Genomic DNA, 24,710 nt, shown 5'->3' with positions numbered 1-24,710 from the left:
TAATCAATTATCAAATAAAAATATTTTTCTATTAAAACATTTCTTAATTTTATTATTAATAACTTATTTTTTTTTAAAAATTTTTATGTTATTTTTAAATTCAATTTTATTTTTTATATTAATTAATTGTTTTTTTTATATTTATATCTTTTGCATGAATATAATAATAAGACTATTATTTTTATAAACTATATAATATTATATTAATATATACAATATAATATAAAATACTAAATATTTCATATATAACAAAAATTATATATAATTCTGTTATATTAAAAAAATATATTATATTTAATAAATATAATATATCAATATTTTAATCAATAATCGGTATAAAAATATATAAAATTTCATGACAAATATTGAAAATAATATTACATAATTATATAATTATATTTTAAATAGTATTCAAAATACTTAATAACTTTCAATTACATAATAGATGAATAATAATGAAAAAATTTAATAAAATAATTCAAATTTGTTATAATATTGATAAAAAATATCATAAAAATTGTCCAACAATTATACATAAAGACAATAATATACACTTACATTATAATAATAAAATATTAACAATTTTAGTAACTATAGAAAGTTAATATTTTAAAAATAATAAATAACAATCTTTTACTAAAAATATAGTTAATTTTAAAATATAACTCATATACAAAACATAAATTTACATATATAAAATATGTTTTGTAGTAATTTATAAATAATGATTATTCATGTATTAAATGTCCCATCTTATTTATTTTAGTATTTAAATAATTATTATTTTTAGAATTTCTTCCTACATGTAAGTCAACACGTTCTATAATATTAATACCTGCATCTTCTAATATTTTTATTTTAGAAGGATTGTTAGTTAATAAACGAATATTTCTGACATTCATCAATTTTAATATATCTGAACAAATTGTAAAATCTCTTTCATCAGTAGAAAATCCTAATTTATGATTAGCTTCTACAGTATCTAAGCCTTGGTCTTGTAAATTATAAGCTCGAATTTTATTTAATAAACCAATATTACGACCTTCTTGTCTATGATAGATTAATATACCACATCCTTCTCGTGCGATAATCATTAAAGATTTTTTTAATTGTGCACCACAATCACATCTTAAACTAAATAAAGCATCTCCAGTTAAACATTCTGAATGTATACGAACTAATATAGAATTATGAATATCAACATTTCCATACATTAAAACAATATGATTTTTATGTTTTAATTTTTCTTCAAAACCTACTATGATAAATTCCCCCCAAGGGGTTGGTAATATAGCTTCTTGAATACGTTTAATTTGCATTTTTACTCTATAAATAAAATATTTTCAAATTTAAAGTTATCATATAATATAAAATGAACTTTTTATATTTATTTTATATAAATATATAATTTTACAATATTAATTGTATGAAACATTTTATTTTATATCATTAAAAAAGGTATTAAGTGTCTTAATAGCATTCTGAGATTGTGTTATACATCTTCCTAAAATAATATAATCACTATTGATGTTTTTTATCTCTTTTAAAGTAACAACAAGTTTTTGATCATGATGAACATAATTAAATAATCTAATTCCTGGTACAACAGTTTTAAAATTATTTCCAAAAACGTTCTTAATATTATTTACTTCTATACCAGGACAGATAACTCCATCTAAATTAGATTTTTTTGCCATTTTAGCTAAATTTAAAACATAATTAGTTAGTGATAATGAAACTCCAATTTTTTTAAGATTGTATTCAGAAAAACTAGTTAAAACAGTAACAGCCATTAATAAAGGAGGATTTGGATACTTAAAATCACTTAAAACCTGTCTAGCTTTTTTCAACATGTTTAAACCGCCACATGCATGGATACTAATCATCCAAACGCCTAAATCTGCAGCTGCACGAACTGATTGAGCAACAGTATTTGGAATATCATGAAATTTCAAATCAAGAAATATATCAAATCCTAATTTATGAATTTCATGTATTAACTTAATTCCAAATTTTATAAACATAATACTTCCAATTTTTAATTTATAAAACTTCGGATTAAGACATTTTAGTAATTCCATAGCATGTTTTTGATCAAAATAATCTAAAGCAATAATAATTTTTGGATGATTTTTTAATGATATAACATCAGACATAATATATACCTTAAAATATTTTATTAAATGAAATATATAAATATTTAATACTAATATATATTATAAATAATTTATTTTATTTGTAAATTTGCATGATATGAAGATCGTACCAGTGGACCACAAAAAGCATGCTTAAAACCCATAGATAAAGCTTCATTTTTGAAATATTGAAATTGTTCTGGATGTACATATTGTTGCACTGGTACATGATGTATACTAGGTTGTAAATATTGTCCTAATGTTAACATATCAACACCATTAGATCTTAAATCACGGAAAACTTGTATTATTTCTCGTTTTGTTTCACCTAATCCTAACATTAAACCAGATTTAGTTAAAACATTTGGATTTAATTGCTTAAAATAATTTAATAATTTTAATGACTTACTATAATTTGCTCCAGGTCTAATATTTTTATATAATCTAGGTACATTTTCTATATTATGATTAAAAACATCTGGAGGATTCTTCGATATAATGTGTACAGAATATTTTAACGAATTCCGAAAATCAGGAACTAAAATTTCAATTTTAATATATTTTTTCACTCGTAATAATTTAATGCAATGATAAAACTGAATAGCACCTCCATCTTTTAAATCATCTCTTGCAACCGAAGTAATAACAACATAATTAATATTCATATGAAATACTGTTTTTGATAGATTTATAGGTTCTTGATGATCAATAAAATTTGGTCTACCATGTGAAATAGCACAAAATGGACATTTACGAGTACATATATTTCCTAAAATCATAAAAGTTGCAGTTTTATTATTAAAACATTCATGAATATTTGGACATAATGCTTCTTCACATACTGAATGTAAAAATTTATTTTTCAATTTTTTTTTCAAATAATGAAAATTATTTAATCTTATAGGTAATTTTATTTTAATCCAATTCGGTTTAGGCAAGATGTTTTTTTTTGTATATGTTCTAACATCTTGTTTAATAGAACAAATAGAAATAGTTTTATTATCTTGATTTTTCATACTATATTCCATATGATATTTATATATCAAATTAATATAATATATAATTATATATTTATAAATTTTTAAGAATATAAAAAATTTTTTAAATTAAAAAAAAATAAACATTTTTGTACTAAAATATCTCTAACATTATAAAATAATATATCTTTTTTTATATTAGACATTTGTGTCATTATAATATTATTACCACAAGGTTGAATGTATTTAAAAGGATTTAAATTCATATTCACATTTAATGCTAATCCATGAAAACAATAATTATTCTTTATTTTCAGTCCTAAAGAACAAATTTTCTGATTATTGACATATATTCCAGGATATTTATCATTATTTACACCTAAAATAGAAAAATCATACAATGTACTCAAAATAATATTTTCCATAATACATAACAATTTTTTAACAGTTATTTTTAATCTTATGAGATTTAATAAAAAATATATTATTTGTTGACCAGGTCCATGATAGGTAATTTTTCCGCCTCGATTACTTTTCATTAGTGGAATCATATTAATATTTTTTATTTGTATATTACTTTCTACATATCCTTGTGTAAATATCGGATAATGTTCAACAAACCAAATTTCATCTAAAGAAAATTGATTACGGATATTTGTAAAATGATTCATTTTAATATAAATATCATTCCAATCTACTAATCCTAAACAACGTATAATTACTGGTACAACTTTCATAAAGACCTTATTCAACAAAAAGTTAAATTAAATTTTTATATATTATAAAACTTTAAAATATTATTTAAAATATTTATATTTTACGGTAATTGTAAAAAAATCAATTTTATACCTGTAATAATAAATTCAATTCCTAAAGACATTAAAACTAATCCCATAATCCTAGTTAATATATTAATACCAGTGGAACCCATAATTTTGATAAAAAAATGTGAACTTTGAAATAATATCCAACATAATAATGAAAATAAACATATTGTTATACTACATCCCACAATATTATGAAAATGATGATGATGTATACCCCATATGATAGTTGAACTAATCGCTCCAGGACCTGCAATTAAAGGTATAGATAATGGAATAATACTAACATTTTTGGTTTGATATAACATTTTTTTTTTTTCAAAATCACTAATTAAAGTTCCTTTTACCATATAAAAAGCAATACCAATAATTAATAAACCTCCAGCAATACGAAATGATTCTATAGAGATACTGAAGAAACTTAAAATTATATTTCCCATCCATAATGCAGTAATAAGAATAATACAAGCAGAAAAATTAGATATTATATTAATTTTATTTCTTGATTGAACAGTTTGTAGTCCTGTTATACTAATAAAAATGGGAATCATTCCAATAGGATTAATAAGAGTAAACAATTCTAAAAAAAAGTTTATGTAAATATCATAATTACAAATTAAATATTTCATATTGTCTATAACATATCATTAATATTAAAATTATATTTTATATTATAATTATTAATAATAACTACAATATGTTAGAATAATAAAATAAATACAATGATAAAATAAATTAATAAATATTGATTAATAATTTAGTAATTATCTATACATTTTCAATAACAATACAAAAATTTTATTATATTTTGTATAGTATTTAAAATATATAATATTAAAGACCTAAAACTATCATATTTATATTATATTATTTTATTATATATTTTTTTTGTTATTCTAATAGCATTACCAATGTACGTTTGAGTAGTAAGTGTTTTTAATCTAATTTTTTCTCGTTTCGGTATTTTTAAAGTATCTATATATTGATGTATTAACATAGAATTAATATTTTTACCTTTTGATAATAATTTTAATGTTTCATATGAATTATGAATACCATACTTTTTCATAATAATTTGAATAGGTTCAGATAACAATTCCCATTTATAATGTAAATCTTTTTGTATAACATGATAATTCACAGTTATTTTATTTAAACCTAATAATAAAGATTTATACGATATTATAGCATAACTCATCGCACTACCAAAATTACGTAATACAGTAGAATCCGTTAAATCTCGTTGCCATCGAGAAATAGGCAATTTAGAAATCATATAATTCATCATCGTGTTGGATAATCCAAGATTACCTTCAGATTTTTCGAAATCAATAGGATTAATCTTATGAGGCATAGTAGAAGAACCAGATTCTCCAATATTATTTTTTTGTTTAAAATATTTTAAAGAAATATATTTCCATATATCTTGATTAAAATTAATTAAAATGATATTAAATCTTACAATACAACTTAATATTTCTGATATATAATCATGTGGTTCAATTTGTGTAGTACAATAATTCCAATCAATATTGAAAGAATTTACAAATTCTTTACTAATATAATACCAATTTAAAATAGGATATGATATTAAATGTGCATTACAATTTCCTATTGCACCATTAATTTTACCTAATATTTTTATTTTTTTTAATTGTAATAATTGACGATATAATCTATAATAAAAATTACTTATTTCTTTTCCTAAAGTAGTAGAAATAGCAGGTTGACCATGTGTTCGTGCCATCATACTAATATTTTTATAATTAATAGCCATATTTTGCATAGTAAATATAATTTTTTCCCAATAAGGAATAAGTAATTTAGTACGCATAGTATTTATCATATTTGCATAAGCTAAATTATTGACATCTTCAGAAGTACAAGAAAAATGAATAAATGATAAAATAGACGTATGAAATACTTTATAAAGTATTTTATTTTTTAAAAAATATTCCAATGCTTTAATATCATGACGAGTAATTTTTTCAAGTATTTTAATTTGATTTACATCATTATAATCAAAATTTTTTATTATCTTATTCAAAATTTTATGATCTGAATAATTAAACATATTTATTTCTACTATCTCAGGAATAGAAAATAACTTTTGTAACCAACGTATTTCAATAATTATTCTAAATTTCAAAAATGCATATTCACTAAATATATTTTTTAATTCTAAAATTTCTTTACCATATCTTCCATCAATTGGAGAAATAGCATATAAGTTAAAATAATTCATTTTTTAATTTTATATTCCAATATTATGAAATGATGTAATACAATATATTTAAGTTATTATATTAATTTTTTATTAAAGGAAACGATTGCTTAATAATACCTCCTCCAATACAAATATCTGACATATAAAAAACAATCGATTGACCAGGAGTAACAGAAGAAACAGGAGCATTGAAAAAAACTTGTACTGTATTTAAATTTACACATTGTACATTACATGATATATTATGTTGACAATATCTTATTTTTGTTGTACAAAAAAAAAATATTGGTATATTTATATTATTAATCCAATTTATTTTATATGCTAGTAATCCTACAGACATTAATTTATAATGTTTTAATCCTTGTACAACAATTAAAGCATTTTTTTGTAAATCTTTATCAATAACATACCATGGTATTGTTTTTTTTCCATATTGTCCTCCAATGTTTATTCCTTTTCTTTGTCCAATAGTATAATTCATTAAACCTGTATGACGACCAAGAATATATCCATGTTCAGTAACAATATTACCTGGGTTATATTTTATAAATCGACTTAAAAATTTTGATATTTTTAATGGCCCAATAAAACAAATACCTGTAGAATCAGGTTTATCTGAAACAGATAAATTTAATTTTTTAGATATATTACGAACTTGATTTTTTTTTAATTTTCCTACTGGAAAAAGTATTTTATTTAATTTTTTATTAGTTAACGTATATAAAAAATAAGTTTGGTCTTTATTATAATCATTACTTTTAACTAACATAGGTATTCGATTAAAAAATCGAATTTGCGCATAATGTCCAGTAGCAATATAATCAGCATGTAATATTTTTATTGCAAAATTAAAAAATAAATTAAATTTAATTTCTTTATTACATAAAATATCTGGATTGGGTGTATTACCTTTTTTATGTTCATTTAAAAAATCACTAAATACAAGATTCCAATATTCTTCAGAAAAATTTATTTCATGTAAATAAATTCCTATAGTTTTGCAAACTTTTCTAACATCATATAAATCTCGGAAAGAAGTACAATATCCATTTTTATCATCTTCTTCCCAATTTTTCATAAATACACCTTCTACATTATATCCATATTTCAGTAAAAGAACAGCTGATACTGAAGAATCTACTCCCCCTGACATAGCTACAATTACTTTTTTATTATTTAAATTTTTCATAAATATCACATCATTTACATTAAAATATAAAATATTAAAAATATTTACTTATTTAGAAAAAAAATATTCGATATAATTAATAATATTATATAAAATTTTTAATTGAATTATAATTATAAAATTAATATTACAACAATTATAAAAATCTTTAATTAATATAAAAAGTTTTTTAAATCAAATATAAAATGAATTATATGAAAAATATACGAAATTTTTCAATTATTGCACACATTGATCATGGAAAATCAACACTTGCTGATCGTTTTATTCAAATATGTCAAGGATTAACAGAACGTGAAATGTCTAATCAAGTTTTAGACTCTATGGAATTAGAAAAAGAACGAGGAATCACAATTAAAGCACAAAATGTCACAATCAAATATATAAATAAAAATAAAAAAATATTCTATTTAAATTTTATTGATACCCCAGGACATGTAGATTTTGCATATGAAGTATCACGTTCTCTAAGTGCTTGTGAAGGAGCATTACTAGTAATTGATTCATGCCAAGGCATTGAAGCACAAACTATAGCAACATGTAATATGGCTTTAAAAATGAATTTAACTATTATTCCCGTATTAAACAAAATTGATTTACCAACAGCTAACACTCAACGTGTTATACAAGAAATTAAAGAATTAATAGGAATTTCTACAAAACATATTGTAAAATGTTCAGCAAAAACTGGAACAGGTATCACAGAACTATTAGATACAATAGTAACAAAAATACCCCCTCCATCAGGTTGTATCAATTCTACATTACAAGCTTTAATTATCGATTCTTGGTTTGATAATTATTTAGGTGTAGTATCTCTGGTACGCATTAAAAACGGAAAATTAATTCAAGGATTAAAAATCCAAGTGTTTAGTACTAAAAAAAATTATTATGTTAACAAAATTGGCATATTTACTCCAAAATCAAAAAATAAAAATTATTTACATTCTGGAGAAGTGGGATGGATTTCATGTGGTATAAAAAACATTAAATCTTTTCCTGTAGGTGATACCATCACATCTTCTAAACACCCAATTAAAACATCAATATGTGGATTTAAGAAAATTAAACCTAAAATATATGCAGGATTATTTCCTAGAAAAACTGAAAACTATAAATTATTTCGAATAGCATTAGAGAAATTAAGCTTAAATGATGCTTCTTTATTTTATCAACCGGAATTTTCTCATTCTTTAGGATTTGGTTTTAAATGTGGATTTTTAGGTTTATTACATATGGAAATTATTCAAGCTAGATTAGAAAGAGAATATAAATTAGATGTTATATCTACTATTCCTAGTGTTATATATGAAATACAAACATTAGATAATAATATTGTTTATATTTATCATCCATCAGACTTATCAAAATATAAAAAAATTAAAGAAATTCGTGAACCAATTGCACGTTGTAATATTTTAACACCTATTAAATATATTGGAAATATTTTAAATTTATGTTCTAATAAAAGAGGTAAACAACATAATATAATATATCATTCGAATCAAGTAACATTACAATATGATATTCCTATGTCAGAAATTGTTGTTAATTTTTTTGATCAATTAAAATCCTCTTCTCAAGGATATGCATCATTAGAATACGATTTTAAATATTTTCAAAAAACAGATATAGTATGTTTAGATATATTAATCAATACTAAAAAAATTGATGCATTATCTTTAATTATACATCGAGAAAATTCAAAATCTCAAGCTCATAAAATAGTAAATAAAATCAAAACTATTATTCCAAAACATCAATTTAATATTGTTATTCAAGCTATGATTAATAATAATATTATTGCTCGTGCAACTATTAAACAATTAAGAAAAAATGTATTATCTAAATGTTATGGAGGAGATATTAGCAGAAAAAGAAAATTATTAGAAAAACAAAAAAAAGGAAAAAAGAAAATGAAACAAATAGGTAATGTAAAAATACCAAAAGAAACTTTTTTTTCTATTTTTTCCATAAAATAAATTGAATAAAATTCTTTACTATATCTAAAATAATTTAAAATATTTATATTTATTAAAATACATTATATGTTTTAAAATATAAATACAATATTTATATTCAATATCTATGATATTGCTTTGAAATATAAATTTTTATTATGTAGATTTATATTTTTATTAATCAAATATATGATAATTAATTAATACAAATATATTTTATTATAAAAATTTTTATTATTTTATCAAAATAATATTTATTATATCATGATAATATCATATTTTAATAAAAATAAAAGTTGATTTTAGATTTATTAAACAGTAATAATAACTATAAAATTTTAAATATTTATTAAAATAATAATATATTGTATTTCATTCTATAAAAATAAAATTATAATTATTACTAACTTATACAGAATATATTTAATATTTTAAAAAAAGAAACTCAATAACTATATTATATAAATATAATATATTATTATTAAATAATAATTTATTTATCTTATTAGGATAAATCAATTATCTATATATCGTTAAATATAAAATAAATATTTAAAAATTATTATAAATAATAATTTTAAATTTTATTAACTCATCTAATACATAATAAAATATTATATTTATATAAATTTTTTATAATTAAATATATATAAGACGGTAAAATAAATAAACATATAAATATTTAAATATCAAGTATACTTCATGCAAAAATTGCAAAAAACTTTAAAATATACTTTTAAAAAAAAAAAATTATTATATCAAGCACTCACACATCGTAGCGCAAATAATCAAAATAATGAAAGGTTAGAATTTCTTGGAGATTCAATTTTAAGTTTTGTCATTTCAAACATTTTATATCAAAATTTTCCTCATTTCAATGAAGGTAATATGAGTCGTATAAGATCGATTTTAGTACAAGGTAATACATTATCTAAAATTGCGTATGAATTTCGTTTAGGATCTTATATAAAGTTAGGACAAGGTGAATTAAAAAATGGAGATTTTCATAGAGAATCAATTTTAGCAAATACCATAGAAGCAATTATTGGTAGTATATTTTTAGATAGTGATATTCACACAGTAGAAAAACTTATATTACAATGGTATCATAAAAGACTTCAAAAAATAAATGTTAAATATTATATAAAAAAAGATCCTAAAACACGTCTTCAAGAATATTTACAATCTCAACATGTATCATTGCCATTATATATAATAATACAAATTTACGGAGAAGATCATAACCAATTATTCACAATATGTTGTCAAATTAATAAAAAAAAAATAATTGGTGTAGGATCTAGCCGAAGAAAAGCTGAACAAGATGCTGCATATCAAGCATTAATACAATTAGGTATCGAATGAAAAAATTATCTACTACTCATTGTGGTTATATAGGTATTTTCGGAAGAAAAAACGCAGGTAAATCTACTCTTTTAAATAAAATTGTTGGTGAAAAAATATCCATTACATCTCGTATACCTGGAACAACTATCAATAATATTATCGGAATAAAAACAATAAACAATTATCAAACTATTTATATTGATACACCAGGTATAACTACAAAAAAAAATGTTTTTTTTTTATATAACAAAAATAACTTTTTAATAAAAAAAAAAAAATTAAGATTAATTATTTTTGTTATTCATAAAACACAATGGTCTGAAATTGAAGACATTATTTTAAAAAAAATAAAAAAATTTTTGATACCAATTATATTAGTTATTAACAAAATTGATCTTATTGATAATAAAAAAAAATTATTACCATTTATTAATATAATAAAAGAAAAATATAATTTTTTATCAATTATTCCCATTTCTGCTAAAACTCAAAAAAATATAAGTTTATTATTAAAATATATAAAACACAATATTCCTAAAGCTAATCACGATTTTCCACATACATACACAACAAACTCTTCTCTTGTATTTAGAATATCTGAAATTATACGAGAAAAATTTATACGATTTTTAGGTCAAGAACTACCATATAATATTAAAGTAAAAATTGATACATACAATATAAATTATATAAAAAAAACATGTTTTATTTATGCATTGATATTAGTGAATAATAATAGACATAAAAAAATTATTATCGGACAAAAAGGAGAAAAAATTAAACTTTGTAGTATATTAGCACGAAAAAACATAGAAAAAATAATACAAAAAAAGATTTATTTAAAAATATGGGTTCAAAAAACTATGTAATATTATATAATAATTTAAGTTATATAAAATAACATATTTATTATATGCAATTTATTTATATATTAAAATAAGTAATTAATTGATATAAATAAAAATATTTATTAAATTAAAATTTATAATTTACAAATATGATAAATGTTTTATTTATTTTTTTTTCTTTTATTACGAAAAAAATTTTTTATTAAATTTGTACAAACAAATAAATATTCTTCAAGTTCTTCTACTTTAATTTTATTTTTATTTTTTATTTCTTTTAAAATATCTATTTGTTTATATTCTTTATATTTTTTAGAAATATGTTTAGTTCCTAATACTAAACGACTAATTCGACTATTCAGAATAGCTCCTAAACACATAGTACAAGGTTCTAAAGTAACATATAATGTAGTATACAACAATCGATAATTTTTTAATACTTTACCTGCTTGTCGAATCGCTATTATTTCAGCATGGGCTGTAGGATCATGTTGAGAAATAGAACAATTGAATCCTGTTCCAATAATATAATTATTAAACGTTAATACTGCTCCTACTGGAATTTCCCCTAAAGAATATGCATGATTTGCTAAAATAAAAGCATATTGCATATACATTCTATCTTGCGTTAATAAAGTACGATTATTCACAATATCTAAATCTCTATATATATAAAATATTGTAAAATTTTATTCTTTAAAAATATCTAACAATTTTTTGTTTTTGTATCATCCATTCTTTTTTTTTTTTATTTTCTCGTTTATCGAGATTAGTTTTACCTTTAGCAATTCCTATTTTTAATTTACACCAAGATTTTTTCCAATATAAAGCAAGAGCGATTAAACTATATCTCAATTGTTTATATTTTCCATATAAATAATAAATTTCTTTTCGATGTAACAACAATTTTATATTTCTATTAGATTTATTATTTATTATATAATTTGTATTTTGTATAATAGGTTGAATATAAATTCCAATTAGAAAAACTTCATTACCATTAAATATTATATACCCGTTTTTTATATTCACCTTACTGTTTCTTAATGATTTTACTTCCCAACCTTGTAATATTAAACCACTTTCTATAGTTTCTTCGATCAAAAAATTATAATATGCTTTTTTATTAATTGCAATATTACTACTAGAATAACGTTTTATATTAATCATAATAAATTATAAAATTATTATTTTATAAAATATATTTATATTATATTAATAATTATGATGGTTGTGATACAACAACCATAGCTGGTCTTAAAAGACGATCATGTAATTTATAACCTTTTTGCATAATCATAATAACATAATTAGGTTGTATGTCACAAGATGAAGATATTGAAATTGCTTGATGTATATTAGGATCAAAAGGTATATTAATTTCATTAATAATATTAATATTATATATTTTAAATAAATCTAAAAATGATTTTAAAATTTTTTTTAACTGATAAGATATAAAAGAAAAAAATTTTTTTTCTTTTATAGATAATTCTATTGTTTTTTCTAAATTATCAATATCAGATAAAATAGAAATTATATACTTTGATAAACAATATTTATAGGCATTTTTAATATCTTCTTGAGAACGTTTTAAAGCAATTTGAATTTTTTTTTTAGATAAAATTTTTAAATCAACTAATTTTTTTTCTTGTTTATAAATTAAACTTTTAATATTATCAATTTCTTTTGTGATCATAAGCAATCCTAATATAAATAATATATAAAATATTTAATAATCCGTTAACAAATACAATCAAAATATATATAAATATTATATAATTAATTTGATTGAAAAAAAAGTTTATATAAAATGTAAAATATCATATGGTTGTTCAATCCAAACATATTGAAAAACATGAATAACATATTGATGCACGAATTTTTCTCCTTGAGGTTTAGCAAATATTGTTACAAAATATGATTTTGGATACATTGAACGAATAATTTGAGCTGTTCGTCCTGTATCCACTAAATCATCTACAATTAAAGTATATTTAGAATCTATAGGTGATGTTTTCATAACTAAAACTTTTTTATTATAATGTTGACCATTGTAACTATCAATACAAATAGTATCTACAAGACGAATATTTAATTCCTGTGCCAATAAAGCTGCTGGTATTAATCCTCCTCTACTAACTGCAACAATGCTTCTCCATTTTCTAATTGAAGAAAGTTTATACGCCAATTGTTTTACGTACATCTGAAGCGCATACCAAGTTACGCTATATTTTGTATACATAAATTATTCATAATTAATATTAAACAATAAATATATTATATTACATTTATTAAAAATGTAAATAAAAATAATCATTTAAATACACAATTTATATAAATATATTTCTCGGTGCGGACGGGACTTGAACCCGCGACCCCCGGCGTGACAGGCCAGTATTCTCACCAACTGAACTACCGCACCTTATATAAAAAATAATATAACATTTTCTATTTAATAAAAATACTATACCATGGAAATTAATAAAAATAATAATCTATTGAATCCATAAACAAGGATGTATAGTATTCATTTTTTGCAAGTAACGATTATGTCTATTTTGTTCACTATTAGTTAATTTATATACAAATAATGATTTTTTTCGTTGACTTTCATGTATATGACCAGAATGTATTTTATAAATATTTTTATTATTTATTGAGACAAAATCAATTTCTTTTTGCATACTGGTCATTCGTAAATATACTTTGGATAATATTTTAGCATCTTGAATTGCACTATGTAATTTACGATTAATACAAATTTTATAACGTTTACATAATGCATCTAAACTATTTTTTTTGCCAGGAAAAATAGATCTAGCTATTTTTAAAGTATCAATAATATTGCATATATCAGAAATTTTTTTTATTTTTAAATTTAACTTATTTAATTCATAATTTAAAAAACCTACATCAAAATTTGCATTGTGTATAATAATTTCAGAATTATTAATATATTTTATAAAATCTTTATATATATCACCAAATGTAGGTTTATCTAATAAAAAATCATTAGATATACCATGAATCTTAAATGCATCAGGTTGTATTGATCTATTTGGATTAATATATACATGAAAATTATTATTTGTAAACTTACGATTAATCAACTCTACTGCTCCAATTTCAATAATTCTATGACCTAAATATATTTTTCCTTGATTATTAAGACCAGTAGTTTCAGTATCTAGTACTATTTGTCTATCATAATTTACAATCATATTTTAATAAATATTTTAAAATTTTTGGAGCTAAGCGGGATTGAACCGCTGACCTCCTGCGTGCAAGGCAGGCGCTCTCCCGGCTGAGCTATAGCCCCATTGGTTAATATACATTCATAGGCCTGAGTGGACTTGAACCACCGACCTCACCCTTATCAGGGGTGCGCTCTAACCAACTGAGCTACAAGCCTCCGAAAAATCTTACTAGATAATTCATGTGAACACAAAAAATTAAATCGTATTTATTATAAGGAGGTGATCCAACCGCAGGTTCCCCTACAGTTACCTTGTTACGACTTCACCCCAGTTATGAACCACAAAGTGGTAAGCGTCCTCCTTTACAGGTTAAACTACTTACTTCTTTTGCAACTCACTCCCATGGTGTGACGGGCGGTGTGTACAAGGCCCGGGAACGTATTCACCGTGACGTTCTGATTCACGATTACTAGCGATTCCGACTTCGTGGAGTCGAGTTGCAGACTCCAGTCCGGACTACGATACACTTTTTGAGTTTTGCTCATCTTTGCAGAATTGCTTCTCTTTGTATGTACCATTGTAGCACGTGTGTAGCCCTGGTCGTAAGGGCCATGATGACTTGACGTCATCCCCACCTTCCTCCGGTTTATAACCGGCAGTCTCCTCTAAGTTCCCGGCCGAACCGTTGGCAACAGAGAATAGGGGTTGCGCTCGTTGCGGGACTTAACCCAACATTTCACAACACGAGCTGACGACAGCCATGCAGCACCTGTCTCATAGCTCCCGAAGGCACTTTCTTATTTCTAAAAAATTCTATGGATGTCAAGACCAGGTAAGGTTCTTCGCGTTGCATCGAATTAAACCACATGCTCCACCGCTTGTGCGGGCCCCCGTCAATTCATTTGAGTTTTAGCCTTGCGACCGTACTTCCCAGGCGGTCGACTTAATGCGTTAGCTTCGGAAGCCATTTCTCAAGGAAACAACCTCCAAGTCGACATCGTTTACGGCATGGACTACCAGGGTATCTAATCCTGTTTGCTACCCACGCTTTCGCACCTCAGCGTCAGTATTCGTCTAGGAGGTCGCTTTCGCCACGGGTATTCCTCCAGATATCTACGCATTTCACCGCTACACCTGGAATTCTACCTCCCTCTACGATACTCTAGCTTATCAGTTTTAAATGCAGTTCCTAAGTTGAGCTCAGGGATTTCACATCTAACTTAATATGCCGCCTACGAGCTCTTTACGCCCAGTAATTCTGATTAACGCTAGCACCCTCCGTATTACCGCGGCTGCTGGCACGGAGTTAGCCGGTGCTTCTTTACTGAGTAACGTCACAGAAAATAATTATTAGTTATTTTCTTTTCTTCCTCAGCGAAAGTACTTTACAACCCGAAGGCCTTCTTCATACACGCGGCATAGCTGCATCAGGCTTTCGCCCATTGTGCAAGATTCCCCACTGCTGCCTCCCGTAGGAGTCTGGACCGTGTCTCAGTTCCAGTGTGGCTGGTTATCCTCTCAGACCAGCTAGAGATCATTGCCTTGGTAAGCCATTACCTTACCAACAAGCTAATCTCATCTGGGTTCATCTAAAAGTACAAGGCTTTATAAAAAAGTCCCCTGCTTTGGTTTTACAACATTATGCGGTATTAGCTATCGTTTCCAATAGTTATCCCCCTCTTTTAGGCAGATCCCCAGATATTACTCACCCGTTCGCCGCTCGCCGACAAGAAAAAAATCTTTCTTTCGATGCCGCTCGACTTGCATGTGTTAGGCTTGCCGCCAGCGTTCAATCTGAGCCATGATCAAACTCTTCAATTAATAACTATTACTTAATAAAAAATAATAGTTTAAAATTTTGAAATTTATTTTTTATTTAAAAAAATATTTCGAAATTAATTTTTCGTGCCCACACGAAATATCTAATTACATTTTCAAAGAGCGTATTTAACTAACTCTTTCTATAATACAGTTTTTTATTAATATGTCAACCTTTTTTTTTGAAATTTTAAAAATTAAATAACGTTTAACAATTCAGAATATAAATAATTATACAACAAATGAACCCAAATACAATTTACTATATAAATTATATAAGTATATTAATATTATTCCAAAACATTACAATATCCTAAAATATACATAATTCATTTAAATAAATAAAGTACTTATAATCTTTATATAACCAAATATAAAAATACTTTTCCTATTTACACTATATATTCATTATAAAAATAAATATAATGATCACAAATAAAAATAAACACGACTAAAAAAATTCAAAATATTAACTATATCTGTATAAAATATACACATCAAAATAATAATTAAATGAATATAAAATAAAAATATTTAAAATAACATAGTAATAAAAATTGCATAACTTATAGAACTAGATATAAAAGAATATAATAACATATTAAAGTAATTCATTAACTTTAAAAACAATACTAAATACCACTATTATGAATATAAAACAATAATATCAAATAAAATTAAATATGCACTACCATTCAATTTTCATCCATAAAAACATCATTCATTAAAATATTCATTAATAATAAATCTTAAAATTATAAAAAAAAAGTAATAATTGGACACAAAATACAAAATTCACAACATTTATGTATAATGATTATATACAATGATTTTGAAATAATTAATTAAATATATGCGTACAAGTAAATATTTATTATACACAATAAAAGAAATACCTAATAATACTCATATAATTAGTCATCAGCTCATGTTACGATCAGGTTTAATACGAAAATTAGCATCAGGATTATATATTTGGTTACCTAATGGATTACGTGTTATTAAAAATATAAAAAAAATTATACATCATGAAATGAAAAAATGTCATGCAATTGAAATGTACTTTCCTACTATGCAACCAGATATACTGTGGTGTCAAAGTAATCGTATTCAAGAATATGGAAAAGAATTAATTAAAATATACGACAGACATAATAATAGATTTATATTAAGTCCAACCAATGAAGAAATAATGACAGATTTTATTAAAAAAGAAATTAAATCTTATAAAAAATTACCAATTATAATATACCAAATACAAACAAAATTTAGAGATGAAATTAGACCTAGATCTGGAATCATGCGATCACGTGAGTTTATTATGAAAGATGCATACTCATTTCATGCCAGCAAAAAATCCTTAGAACAAACATATATTAAAATACATAAAACATATAAAAAAATATTTCAAAAAATGTGTTTAAAATTTTATTCAGTACAAGCTGATTCTGGTGTGATAGGAGGAAAATGTTCTCATGAATTTCAAGCTTTATCTAAAAATGGGGAAGATAAAATTATTATTTCAAACACATCCGTGAAAAAATACATATATACAAAACAACAATTTAACCACAACGCAATCATAAAAAATTGCATTGAAATAGGACATACTTTCCAAATTGGGAAAAAATACTCTAAAATAATAAATGCAAGAATCCAAAATATAAAAGGAAAACAAAAATTCGTACATCTTGGATGTTATGGGATCGGTATTACGAGATTAATATCAGCTATTATTGAACAACATCACGACAATAAAGGTATTATTTGGCCAAAACATATCGCACCATTCCAAGTACTCATAATACCTATAAATTTTTCTGTGTGTAATAAAATTAAAGAAATATCCGAAAAACTATATAAACAATTTAAACAAAATAATATTCAAATACTTTTAGAAGATCGCAATGAAAGAATTGGAACAAAATTTTATGATGCTAACTTAATTGGAATTCCAAATATTATCATTATTAATAATAATACTATAAAATTTCATACTATAGAATATCAAACAAGAAAAAAAATTTATAATACTAAAATTATACATATTAATGATATTATACAATATATTATTAATAAATATAAAAAATAAAAAATACGATTTAATCAAATTTTAAATACACATTTTTCATACCTAATAACCGTTTTAATTGACTAATTAAAATTTCATTTATAATGATATTATAACTTTTATCTATTTTAGAATACACTTTCAAATGCTCATTTTTATAATACATAATTAATGGTATTGTGCCAACATTAAATGGTTTAAGAATATAATCAATTTTATTTAATGTTCTATGATTATATAAATCAGTAGAAACTATTAAAATAATCCTCTTAACATATTTATTTCTTGCTTCATCTAATTCTAAAATAGAATAAGCAATTAATCTAAAGACCTTATTAATATTATTAAAAATAATTAAACCAGTAATAATTAATATATTACCTTTATTCAAAATATCTTGATATTTACTAAATACATTATTTAAAACCATAACTTCAATTTGATCAATACCATCAATAAAATCTAAAAAAACAACTTTATTACTTCTTTTCGTAAATTTTGATCGTAATTCAGAAATAATCCCAAAAATTTTTACTACTTTATTTTTATAATCTAAACTAATATTTTTTATTTTTAATCCATTTGTATAATATAATAATTCATCAATATATTCACTAATAGGATTAGTAATAAAATAAAATCCCAATGCATCTTTTTCAAATTCAGATTGGATTTTATTCGACCAATGTTTAAATTGTAAAGAATCTTGTATATCATTCACATCTCTAAATTTTTCTACATCACATAAAAGAGGCTTAAATAATATAAGCTGATTAATATTTCGTGAATGTACATATTGATTAGACAATTTTAATACTTGAGGAATTAAATTCACTAATTTAAATCTTGATAATTTAAAAACATCTAAAGCCCCAGAAAAAATTAATTTTTCCAAAACACGTTTATTTATTTTTTTATTATCTATATAAATACATAGATCAAATAAACTAGAAAAACTTTTCAATTTTTTTCTCGCAATAATAATAGCATCACACACAGATCGACCAATACCTCTAATTGCACCTAACCCATAAATTATTTCATTATTAGCATTAACTGTAAAAAAATAATTACTATCATTAATATTAGGCGCAATAATCTTTAATCGCATTCTGAAACATTCTCGAATAGAAATTCTAATTTTATCAGAATTATCAATATCTGAATTCATAACAGCAGCCATAAACTGAGCAGGATAATTTGATTTTATCCAAAGTGTTTGATATGAAATTAATGCATACGCGGATGAATGTGATTTATTAAAACCATAACCTGAAAATTTTTCAAGTAAATCAAATATTTTTTCTGATAATTTTTTCGGTATACCATTTTTATATGCAGATATTTGAAAATAAGCACGTTGTTTCATCATTTCATGAATATTTTTTTTTGACATCGCTCGCAATAAAATATCTGAATAAGATAAAGTATACCCAGACAATACTTGAGCAATCTGCATAACTTGTTCTTGATATAATATAATACCATATGTTGATTTTAAAATAGGTTTTAAAGATTTATGTTGCCACCGAATATCAGGATATGCAATCACCTCCTTACCTTTTTTTCGATTAATAAAATTATCCACCATACCTGATTGTAAAGGACCAGGTCGAAATAAAGCAATTAATGAAATAATATCTTCAAAACAATCTGGTTGTAACTTTAAAATTAAATCTTTCATACCATATGATTCTAATTGAAATACTGCAGTAGTTTGAGCTTGTTTTAATAATTGAAAACTTTTTTGATCATATAAAGATATTTTATTTAAATGAACTTGTTTTTTTTTAACCAAAAAACGATTAATCATTTTTAATGCTTCATGAATAACAGTCAACGTTCTTAAACCTAAAAAATCAAATTTTAACAGTCCTACATAATCAATATCATCTTTATCAAACTGAGTAATAAACATATTATGACTATCATATTGTATAGGAGTAAAATGAATTAATGATTTAGGAGAAATAACAATACCTCCAGCATGCTTACCAATATTTTTAATCACGCCTTCTAATTTTTCTGATATATCAATTATATTTTTTACTTCAATATCTTTATTATAAAGATGTATTAACTCAAATTTACTAGATAAAGATTTTTTTAATGTCATTCCCAAATCTAATGGAATTAATTTAGAAATATTATTAATAAACCCATATGGATATCCTAATGCTCTACCAACATCTCGAACTACAGCTTTAGCTGACATTTTCCCAAATGTTATAATTTGTGCAACATGATGTCTTCCATAAAACTGAGATACATGTTCAATGACTAAATCACGTTTATCCATACAAAAATCAATATCAAAATCCGGCATGGATATTCTTTCAGGATTTAAAAAACGCTCAAATAATAAATCAAAAGCTAAAGGATCTAACTCAGTAATTTTTAAAACATATGCTACTAATGATCCTGCCCCTGACCCTCTACCTGGACCAACAGGTATATTATGACTTTTAGCCCATTGTACAAATTCCATAACAACTAAAAAATATTCAGGAAATTTCATTCTGTTAATAATATCTAACTCATAAAATAATCTATTGTGATATTTTTTATAAACAGATGTTTCAATTTCTTGATTAGAATACAATGTTTCTAACCTATTTTTTAAACCCTCTACGCTTTTTAAAACTAAAAAATCTCTTACATTCATTTTTTTTGTAGGAAAATTCGGCAAAAAATATTTACCAGTTTTAATAATAACATTACATCTTTTAGCAATAATAACACTATTTTCTAATGCTTCAGGTATATCCGAAAACAAAGAACACATTTCCTGTTCACTTTTCATAAATTGTTCTTGACTATAATGAGAAAAAAACTTTTCTGAATTAACAGGTATCCCTTGGTAAATAGAAACACGAATATCATGTATACTAAAATCATTTTTATTTATAAAACATACATCGTTTGTAGCAACAATAGGAATATTTTTACACATTGATAATTTAATAGCATGATAAATATATTCTTCTTCATATTCACGATTTGTTCTTGTAACCTCTAAATAATAAGCTTGAGGAAAATATTTACGATAAAAATCTATAAAACTATTAACTATTTTATAATTACCTTGAATTAAATACTTTCCAAAATCACCTTTACAACCCCCAGACAGAATAATTAAACCTTCTTTATATTGTATTAACCAACTTTGACATATAATAATATCATTTTTAGAATAAATAGATTGAAACTTTTTCTGATGAGCTTTAGAAATTAAAATTATTAAATTATGATAACCAACATTATTATATGCTAAAATATTAATGTTACTCAATTGGTTATTTAATAAATCAGATTGTAGTTTAAATTTTACCCCGAAAATTGGTTTAATACCCATACTATAACAAGATTTATAAAATTTTATAGCACCATAAAAGTTACCATAATCCACCATTCCTATAGCAGGCATATTTAAATTATATGTTTTATTAACTAACTCACGAGGTGTATATAACCCACTTGTAATAGAATAATCACTTCGAACACATAAATGAATAAATTTTGGATCCATATTTTTATTCCAAAATTAATTAATGATTTATTATAGCATCATAAAACTATATTATTGCAAACATCATATATTTATTAATTAAATAATTTATTATAAATAAACATTGCATATAGTATAATGAAATATACAATACATATCATAAATAATCAGAAACAATATTTACTATAACAAATTATACAATTAATAAGTATTATATTTAAATAAATAAAAATATTCAAAATAATATAAAAAAATGATTTTAATAAATATTTGAATATATTTATATATAATACCATACCATGTTGTAGAAATATACATCTCAATATATTACAAAGACTTATTAATATGAAATTGAAAAAATTCTAATACATATTCTGTACTATAATAAATAGGATAAACATAAGAAAATATTAATAAACATATAAAAGAAACACACTCGATAAATATACCAATAAAAGAGCATAAATTATTCGGATTATTATAATTTTTTATATTTAAATGAAACATCTTTTGATACTATTCTTCCAATTAGTATTCAAACATTTCCAACATCTAAAAATAAAGAACTACAAAACAAATTAGAATACTTTTTCATTACAAAATATTAGGAATAACTAAATTCATATTACTAAAAACAAATATTACCACCAATAAAAGTATCCGATCAACATAAACCAAACTTCAAATTTATCAAATATAAATTCTTTTTATCTGTATTATTATTTACATAAAACCTCTTGGGTTAATACTATTATACGAAAACCTCGAATACTATCATATCCACCCAAATAAAAATTATCATAAAATAGAATACTTACATAATTAAAAGTATATTCAATACCTAAATGAAATTTAGTATATAATATAAATTTTTTATTATTATCTAAAAGATAATATTACTCAGTATTAACAACTACTTGATTTAAATTATAATATATTTCAGGAATAGAAATTTGAGACATTAAAAATAATTTATTTCCAAACTATAGAAAATATTTATACTACTCTATATTATTATATAACCAAAAAATGAACACTCTAACATCAAAAATAATATAATAATTAAACATAAAACTATTTATATTCTTCTCCATTCATTTTAATATGATCATAAGAATATAAACAAGAATCAATATTAATAAAATTATTTTTAATGTCTTCTATTCCCATCCATATATTCTGATTTGATAAAAATAAATAATTAATTTTCCCTGATCACCATAAATAATACTTTACAATATAAAAAATTATTTTTTACATTTGTATAAAATATACGGTTAATTACATTAAAAAGATTATGAAAAATTTAGGATAAAAAATATAATACTACTTAAGAACCGATGATCATGATAAAAATATAATTTTGTCTGTGTATTTAAACTAATCCAATAATTATATTTTAATATTAAATGAATATTTAAACCACTTAATTTAAAACATTAAATACCAAAATAAACAAAATTTATTTTTTCTCTTCTAAAACATAAAAAATATCAATAAAATTATTTTTTTTCTTAGATTGATGTATCTTAATTATAACATTTTTAATACATCCTATATTTGATAATTTATATTTTTCTTGCTGAATACGTTGTAAATTAAAATATAAACCTTATAATTTCTTAACATCATAATAATATTCGATAAATTGGCTATTTGATTATGCGCTGTTAATTCTGATTTTCGAATAAAAAATTGAATTCCTGAATTAATATTAAAATATCAATTAACAGTATTATCTAATTGATTTATCTCAAATGTAAAAAAAATTTTGACTGAACATAACCAAAATTTAAAAGTATATTTTATTTTTAACTTCACACCTAATATTTGATTTAAATTAAATTTTAAACCAATATGTAATGAAAACAACTGATCTTTTAAAAAACTAAAATTTTTTAAAATATTTCAATAAACTACAATGTAAGATATAATCAAATGCTTGAAATCAGTATGATTAACATACATACCAATATTTTTACGATAATGAAATAATTTTATTATATTCTTTTTTTTTTTTTTTTTTTTTGAATAAAACTAATATCTCTATTCTAAAAATAAAAATTTTTATTTTTTTATAATATTAAAACTATTCACCTGATTTTGTGATATTAAAAAAAAATGTAACGATCATTAATATTCAATAATGATATTAATTATTTTTAAGTAATATTTGATTACCAATAATATTAATATAACTGAAAATTTTTAATAATCTTTCTAAAAATATAATTTTTAAAATAACTTTATTACCTAATCTATTTACATGAACCTGAATATTAATATTATATCTTTCCATATGATAATATATTAATAATATTCTTTTACTCAATCGACATAAAAAACATAAATTTATTGAATTATTAACTTGAATCCTAATAATTTTAATTAAGATATAATCATATATTTTGAAAATGTATAATTGCTAAAAATAATAATCCGTGAATCATAAACTTTTTTCCACTTCTTATCTCTATTATTCGCAATATTGACTAATTTATTCTTTGTATATATATCATATGACAATATTTTATAATATTTATTATCTATCTTTGTACAAAAAATTGATTGATACTACGAATATCAAAACATTTATATGAAAACA

General features: G+C 22.6%; 19 protein-coding genes, 3 tRNA genes, 1 rRNA gene and 1 pseudogene. 5 read left to right on the top strand and 19 right to left on the bottom strand.

Translation table 11 applies throughout. The features are described from left to right. The first annotated feature begins 455 nt into the window (after positions 1–455). On the top strand, positions 456–605 hold the full coding sequence (locus tag D9V79_RS01945) for a hypothetical protein (RefSeq protein ID WP_187306418.1): 150 nt from the start codon (positions 456–458) through the stop codon (positions 603–605). 123 nt (positions 606–728) lie between these two features. On the opposite strand, the gene ribA is transcribed toward D9V79_RS01945, so the two are convergent. From ribA to mnmA, 7 genes are all read right to left on the bottom strand, one after another. After that, a complete protein-coding gene (gene ribA, locus D9V79_RS00855) occupies positions 729–1,319 on the bottom strand; it encodes a GTP cyclohydrolase II (protein WP_158351772.1) in 591 nt (196 codons plus the stop codon). A gap of 117 nt (positions 1,320–1,436) precedes the next feature. Next, positions 1,437–2,156: an orotidine-5'-phosphate decarboxylase gene (gene pyrF / locus D9V79_RS00850; RefSeq protein ID WP_158351770.1), complete on the bottom strand. Its 720-nt coding sequence runs from the start codon at positions 2,154–2,156 to the stop codon at positions 1,437–1,439. A gap of 71 nt (positions 2,157–2,227) precedes the next feature. Continuing rightward, positions 2,228–3,163 carry a lipoyl synthase gene (lipA, locus tag D9V79_RS00845; RefSeq protein WP_158351768.1) on the bottom strand — a complete coding sequence of 312 codons (936 nt, stop codon included), beginning with the start codon at positions 3,161–3,163 and terminating at the stop codon, positions 2,228–2,230. Between the two features lie 53 nt (positions 3,164–3,216). Beyond that, a complete protein-coding gene (gene lipB, locus D9V79_RS00840) occupies positions 3,217–3,849 on the bottom strand; it encodes a lipoyl(octanoyl) transferase LipB (protein ID WP_158351766.1) in 633 nt (210 codons plus the stop codon). 80 nt (positions 3,850–3,929) lie between these two features. Continuing rightward, on the bottom strand, positions 3,930–4,565 hold the full coding sequence (locus tag D9V79_RS00835) for a YchE family NAAT transporter (protein WP_158351764.1): 636 nt from the start codon (positions 4,563–4,565) through the stop codon (positions 3,930–3,932). A gap of 233 nt (positions 4,566–4,798) precedes the next feature. Further along, a complete protein-coding gene (gene purB / locus D9V79_RS00830) occupies positions 4,799–6,181 on the bottom strand; it encodes an adenylosuccinate lyase (RefSeq protein ID WP_158351762.1) in 1,383 nt (460 codons plus the stop codon). 61 nt (positions 6,182–6,242) lie between these two features. Continuing rightward, positions 6,243–7,355 (bottom strand): tRNA 2-thiouridine(34) synthase MnmA, encoded by a 1,113-nt coding sequence (gene mnmA / locus D9V79_RS00825; protein WP_158351759.1) that lies wholly within the window; start codon positions 7,353–7,355, stop codon positions 6,243–6,245. A gap of 194 nt (positions 7,356–7,549) precedes the next feature. Here mnmA and lepA point away from each other — a divergent pair, with 194 nt between their 5' ends. From lepA to era, 3 genes are all read left to right on the top strand, one after another. Further along, a complete protein-coding gene (gene lepA / locus D9V79_RS00820; protein WP_158351757.1) occupies positions 7,550–9,337 on the top strand; it encodes a translation elongation factor 4 in 1,788 nt (595 codons plus the stop codon). A 681-nt stretch (positions 9,338–10,018) separates the two neighbouring features. Further along, entirely contained in the window at positions 10,019–10,681 is a 663-nt protein-coding gene (gene rnc, locus D9V79_RS00815) for a ribonuclease III (protein ID WP_158351755.1), read from the top strand. Then, on the top strand, positions 10,678–11,532 hold the full coding sequence (era, locus tag D9V79_RS00810) for a GTPase Era (RefSeq protein WP_158351753.1): 855 nt from the start codon (positions 10,678–10,680) through the stop codon (positions 11,530–11,532). The genes rnc and era overlap by 4 nt, the downstream gene beginning before the upstream one ends. A 140-nt stretch (positions 11,533–11,672) precedes the next feature. Here the strand turns inward: era and tadA are convergent, their stop codons facing one another. The 9 genes from tadA to D9V79_RS00765 all read right to left on the bottom strand — a co-directional run bounded on the left by tadA (position 11,673) and on the right by D9V79_RS00765 (position 16,529). Continuing rightward, complete coding sequence (gene tadA / locus D9V79_RS00805) at positions 11,673–12,158, bottom strand: tRNA adenosine(34) deaminase TadA (RefSeq protein ID WP_261978606.1); 486 nt, start codon at positions 12,156–12,158, stop codon at positions 11,673–11,675. A 46-nt stretch (positions 12,159–12,204) separates the two neighbouring features. Further along, the gene (gene smpB, locus D9V79_RS00800; RefSeq protein ID WP_158351751.1) at positions 12,205–12,678 is read right to left on the bottom strand and encodes an SsrA-binding protein SmpB; all 474 of its coding nucleotides are present in this window, start codon (positions 12,676–12,678) and stop codon (positions 12,205–12,207) included. Between the two features lie 52 nt (positions 12,679–12,730). Further along, positions 12,731–13,207: a nucleotide exchange factor GrpE gene (gene grpE, locus D9V79_RS00795; RefSeq protein WP_158351749.1), complete on the bottom strand. Its 477-nt coding sequence runs from the start codon at positions 13,205–13,207 to the stop codon at positions 12,731–12,733. 105 nt (positions 13,208–13,312) lie between these two features. Further along, complete coding sequence (gene gpt / locus D9V79_RS00790) at positions 13,313–13,753, bottom strand: xanthine phosphoribosyltransferase (RefSeq protein WP_158351747.1); 441 nt, start codon at positions 13,751–13,753, stop codon at positions 13,313–13,315. A gap of 106 nt (positions 13,754–13,859) precedes the next feature. After that, a tRNA-Asp gene (locus D9V79_RS00785) sits at positions 13,860–13,933 on the bottom strand. Positions 13,934–14,006: 73 nt separating this feature from the next. Further along, a complete protein-coding gene (dnaQ, locus tag D9V79_RS00780; RefSeq protein ID WP_158351745.1) occupies positions 14,007–14,732 on the bottom strand; it encodes a DNA polymerase III subunit epsilon in 726 nt (241 codons plus the stop codon). 25 nt (positions 14,733–14,757) lie between these two features. Next, positions 14,758–14,830 (bottom strand) — tRNA-Ala (locus D9V79_RS00775). A 19-nt stretch (positions 14,831–14,849) separates the two neighbouring features. After that, positions 14,850–14,923, bottom strand: a tRNA-Ile gene (locus D9V79_RS00770). Between the two features lie 57 nt (positions 14,924–14,980). Next, positions 14,981–16,529 (bottom strand): 16S ribosomal RNA (locus tag D9V79_RS00765). Between the two features lie 850 nt (positions 16,530–17,379). Between D9V79_RS00765 and proS the strand changes: the two genes are divergently transcribed. Further along, positions 17,380–18,618 carry a proline--tRNA ligase gene (gene proS / locus D9V79_RS00760; RefSeq protein ID WP_158351743.1) on the top strand — a complete coding sequence of 413 codons (1,239 nt, stop codon included), beginning with the start codon at positions 17,380–17,382 and terminating at the stop codon, positions 18,616–18,618. A gap of 10 nt (positions 18,619–18,628) precedes the next feature. Here the strand turns inward: proS and dnaE are convergent, their stop codons facing one another. The 3 genes and pseudogenes from dnaE to D9V79_RS01940 all read right to left on the bottom strand — a co-directional run bounded on the left by dnaE (position 18,629) and on the right by D9V79_RS01940 (position 24,404). Beyond that, positions 18,629–22,126: a DNA polymerase III subunit alpha gene (gene dnaE, locus D9V79_RS00755; protein WP_158351740.1), complete on the bottom strand. Its 3,498-nt coding sequence runs from the start codon at positions 22,124–22,126 to the stop codon at positions 18,629–18,631. A 698-nt stretch (positions 22,127–22,824) separates the two neighbouring features. Next, positions 22,825–22,989, bottom strand: a pseudogene (locus D9V79_RS01980) (BamA/TamA family outer membrane protein); the annotation flags it as partial. Positions 22,990–24,257: 1,268 nt separating this feature from the next. After that, a complete protein-coding gene (locus tag D9V79_RS01940; protein WP_187306417.1) occupies positions 24,258–24,404 on the bottom strand; it encodes a hypothetical protein in 147 nt (48 codons plus the stop codon). Positions 24,405–24,710 lie beyond the last annotated feature (306 nt).

The organism is Buchnera aphidicola (Stegophylla sp.) (genome assembly GCF_005080785.1).
GTDB classification, from domain to species: domain Bacteria; phylum Pseudomonadota; class Gammaproteobacteria; order Enterobacterales; family Enterobacteriaceae; genus Buchnera_L; species Buchnera_L aphidicola_AQ.
The sequence above is the reverse complement of the archived record's forward strand: the minus strand, read 5'-3'. Positions and strand labels throughout refer to the sequence as shown.

Coding starts and splice junctions, on each gene's coding strand:
- gpt (WP_158351747.1), bottom strand. CDS start 13,753: ATGTATACAAAATATAGCGTAACTTGGTATGCGCTTCAGATGTACGTA.
- dnaQ (WP_158351745.1), bottom strand. CDS start 14,732: ATGATTGTAAATTATGATAGACAAATAGTACTAGATACTGAAACTACT.
- smpB (WP_158351751.1), bottom strand. CDS start 12,678: ATGATTAATATAAAACGTTATTCTAGTAGTAATATTGCAATTAATAAA.
- proS (WP_158351743.1), top strand. CDS start 17,380: ATGCGTACAAGTAAATATTTATTATACACAATAAAAGAAATACCTAAT.
- dnaE (WP_158351740.1), bottom strand. CDS start 22,126: ATGGATCCAAAATTTATTCATTTATGTGTTCGAAGTGATTATTCTATT.
- D9V79_RS01940 (WP_187306417.1), bottom strand. CDS start 24,404: ATGGAAAGATATAATATTAATATTCAGGTTCATGTAAATAGATTAGGT.
- D9V79_RS01945 (WP_187306418.1), top strand. CDS start 456: ATGAAAAAATTTAATAAAATAATTCAAATTTGTTATAATATTGATAAA.
- lipB (WP_158351766.1), bottom strand. CDS start 3,849: ATGAAAGTTGTACCAGTAATTATACGTTGTTTAGGATTAGTAGATTGG.
- D9V79_RS00835 (WP_158351764.1), bottom strand. CDS start 4,565: ATGAAATATTTAATTTGTAATTATGATATTTACATAAACTTTTTTTTA.
- pyrF (WP_158351770.1), bottom strand. CDS start 2,156: ATGTCTGATGTTATATCATTAAAAAATCATCCAAAAATTATTATTGCT.
- purB (WP_158351762.1), bottom strand. CDS start 6,181: ATGAATTATTTTAACTTATATGCTATTTCTCCAATTGATGGAAGATAT.
- era (WP_158351753.1), top strand. CDS start 10,678: ATGAAAAAATTATCTACTACTCATTGTGGTTATATAGGTATTTTCGGA.
- ribA (WP_158351772.1), bottom strand. CDS start 1,319: ATGCAAATTAAACGTATTCAAGAAGCTATATTACCAACCCCTTGGGGG.
- grpE (WP_158351749.1), bottom strand. CDS start 13,207: ATGATCACAAAAGAAATTGATAATATTAAAAGTTTAATTTATAAACAA.
- mnmA (WP_158351759.1), bottom strand. CDS start 7,355: ATGAAAAATTTAAATAATAAAAAAGTAATTGTAGCTATGTCAGGGGGA.
- lepA (WP_158351757.1), top strand. CDS start 7,550: ATGAAAAATATACGAAATTTTTCAATTATTGCACACATTGATCATGGA.
- lipA (WP_158351768.1), bottom strand. CDS start 3,163: ATGGAATATAGTATGAAAAATCAAGATAATAAAACTATTTCTATTTGT.
- rnc (WP_158351755.1), top strand. CDS start 10,019: ATGCAAAAATTGCAAAAAACTTTAAAATATACTTTTAAAAAAAAAAAA.